Below are 2,739 nucleotides of genomic sequence, written 5' to 3'. Positions count from 1 at the left end.
GTACTTTTAGAGCGCTGACATCTAATGCGTGCACACTTTCAGAAGGAGACGTTGCATACATATCTTCCAGGTGTTCTTTTAATAACTGAACAACTTCACCGCCATTCAAATCATCTATTTTGATATCCATATTTAAAATTATCCCTTAATTCTCATAACGCCTGCATAACACGTTTACTACCAAGCAATTATACTTAAAATTGATGCCTTAAAACGAGAAACACCCGGCAAACTGAGATTGCCGAGTGTAGTAAATCGTGTTGATGCATTTGTTATACGGGGTTTAGCTTGGCAAAGTATCTTCACAAAACCTAAATAGATAACCATTTGGATCTTGTGCAATAAATTGCTTTTGCACAGCTAATTGATCATTACATTCGTAGGTTTTAGTTTCCAACTCCAGATAAATTGAATTAGGCGATATTGATTGAACTCGCTGATAGAGTTTTTCAATATTAATAGTATCCCATTGGAAATTGACGCCTCTTCCAAATGGAACTTCTATATTCCCTGTTAACCAGTGTCTTTCTGAAGTATTCAAACCTTCTAGCATTAAATCAACTCCATCTAATGTCAGAAACAAAAACTGTTCCTCTGGACGTTCATACTTAACACTAAAACCAAGGACATCAACATAGAAATGCTTACTTTCATTGATATCAATACAATAAAGTTCAGGAACGACTCTTAACCCCATTTCAACCTCCCCCCGTATAACGCCTGCATAACACGTTTGCTACCATGCAGGTTAGGCTCAAATTTACCACTTAATACTGTAAACTCAAAGAAACCTAGAATGCCGAATGTAGCAAATCGTGTTGATGCGATTGTTAGTTGTTTATTTCAGCGATTGATATAGCTTACCTTTATTGTAATCAACTTCAGCATAAGAGCCGTTAAATAACGTCATATTTGGTGGTAAGTGACCTATATCAGCATCATAAATAACTGGTATATTCAAGTCTTCAGTAACTTCAAGTAAAGCATCCTGCACAGTAATGTCTTTACCACACCTGTCTAAGACTGAACTCCTGCCAATTAATAGTCCATTACAGAGTTGAAAAACACCCTTGTATTTTAGACTTTGTAGAGCACGCTTAAAAACTGTAGGTGACATTTCGACATTTTCTAGATACAGAATTAATCCTTCTGGAGCAAATTTTCGATGTAATTTATCGATGTCAAAATACTCTGTACCAACCAAGTGCATCATAGTGTCGAAGCAACCACCGATTAAACGCCCTGAAAATGAGTTTTTTTTATTTCCAGAAAGTTTCCACTCCGTAAGCTCTGTTCTGTTAAAAGTGAAGTTAGGATCCTTAGAAAATGAGCTGCCATCAATTTGATAGTAAGTAGATGAGCACTGTTCAAAGTGTGCTCCAACTGGCAGCATTAGCCACTTTATAGTACTAGCAGTAAGAATTTCACTTTCACTAGGATGTAAATCCATTAAGTTTGAACTGTGGACAGTAACCCAATCCAGCTTAGTCGTTAAAGCTGTAGATATTGTACTTACATCTGAATACCCAAAGACCCATTTAGGTTTAACCGTTCTTAGTTTCTCGTAGTCAAGTAATGGCAATATATCCATTGCAAACTCACCTCCCCACGGAGGTACAACCGCATCAAATGTGTCATCGCATAAAAATGTCATAAACTCTGCAGCACGCTGCTCTGCGCTAGCACTCACATGACAATTATTTTCGTATAAACACTCTCCTTCAACAACTTTAAAACCGTATTCTTTTAAGTTTTCAATTACGATACATAGTCGCTTGTGAAGTGATGCCGGAACACCAGAAGAAAATGCTGTAACAGCAATTTTGCTCCCTTTAATTAACGGAAGAGGATATTTCATGTTTACTCCTTACAACTAACGCCTGCATAACACGTTTGCTACGATACAGACCTAGCTGAATTTTAATGCCTTAATCACTGAAACTAAAGGCAAACTGACAATGCCGAGTGTAGCAAATCGTGTTGATGCATTTGTTATAACGCTTTGTATGCAAGAGCTACCTTTTTATTAATCTCAGATGCTAAAACTTGAGATTCTTTCATTAAATCTTGTACTTTTTGCCAATTAGCCCAATGAGCAGCCCAAACATCTTCACCAACCACACCTTCAAAATTCATTTTTGTTGGTGTTTTCCATAACTCGTATTTATCTAATGCTAATACCCTTGCATCTAAGTCTTCAATTAAGCGACTTTTAGGTGACTTCGGCGCATCACTTAACATCCATACCCGCCAATTTTTATTACCTTTAGATTGGTTGCATTTACCACAAGATGGGACAAGATTATGAATTTCTGAAATATACCCAGTCGGTTTTTGAGCCATAACTAAAGGTCTTAAATGATCCCATTCAGTGTACGCATCACCACAATATGAGCAAGAAATTGTCTCATCATCCATATTCAAAATTAGTAACGCTTCTTTTATTTCTAACTCCGTTGGTTTTACAACAGGAATTATTCCATTAATAAATGAATTGGTAATACTGGATGAGCGGCCTGAAATATTTACAGGCTTAGGCATTCTAAATAATTTTTTGTACGGCATCCCTTTCTCCATTTTGCGTTATAACGCCGCAATAACACGTTTACTACGACACAGACTTAGCTGAATTTTACCGCCTTAATCACTGAAACTAAAGACAAACCCACAACGCCGAATGTAGTAAATCGTGTTGATTGCTTTGTTATAACGCAGTTCTCAATTTAGACCAATGACCTA

At 36.9% G+C, this 2,739-nt stretch carries 3 protein-coding genes and 1 pseudogene; all 4 read right to left on the bottom strand.

All coding sequences use genetic code 11. The features are described 5' to 3' along the window. Positions 1-130 (bottom strand): annotated as a pseudogene (locus AACV33_RS00845) (GNAT family N-acetyltransferase); the annotation flags it as partial. A 153-nt stretch (positions 131-283) separates the two neighbouring features. Then, a complete protein-coding gene (locus AACV33_RS00840; protein ID WP_182700669.1) occupies positions 284-697 on the bottom strand; it encodes a bleomycin resistance protein in 414 nt (137 codons plus the stop codon). A 141-nt stretch (positions 698-838) separates the two neighbouring features. Beyond that, positions 839-1,858 (bottom strand): S66 family peptidase, encoded by a 1,020-nt coding sequence (locus AACV33_RS00835; protein WP_182700668.1) that lies wholly within the window; start codon positions 1,856-1,858, stop codon positions 839-841. A 134-nt stretch (positions 1,859-1,992) separates the two neighbouring features. Beyond that, positions 1,993-2,565: an HNH endonuclease gene (locus AACV33_RS00830; RefSeq protein ID WP_182700667.1), complete on the bottom strand. Its 573-nt coding sequence runs from the start codon at positions 2,563-2,565 to the stop codon at positions 1,993-1,995. Positions 2,566-2,739 lie beyond the last annotated feature (174 nt).

It is taken from the genome of Aliivibrio sp. SR45-2 (assembly GCF_963890165.1).
Lineage (GTDB): Bacteria > Pseudomonadota > Gammaproteobacteria > Enterobacterales > Vibrionaceae > Aliivibrio > Aliivibrio salmonicida.
This window is presented reverse-complemented; position numbering and strand designations above follow the sequence as displayed.

Bases quoted from the DNA above. Each gene is read 5' to 3' on its own strand.
- AACV33_RS00835 (WP_182700668.1), bottom strand. From the start codon at position 1,858: ATGAAATATCCTCTTCCGTTAATTAAAGGGAGCAAAATTGCTGTTACA.
- AACV33_RS00830 (WP_182700667.1), bottom strand. From the start codon at position 2,565: ATGCCGTACAAAAAATTATTTAGAATGCCTAAGCCTGTAAATATTTCA.
- AACV33_RS00840 (WP_182700669.1), bottom strand. From the start codon at position 697: ATGGGGTTAAGAGTCGTTCCTGAACTTTATTGTATTGATATCAATGAA.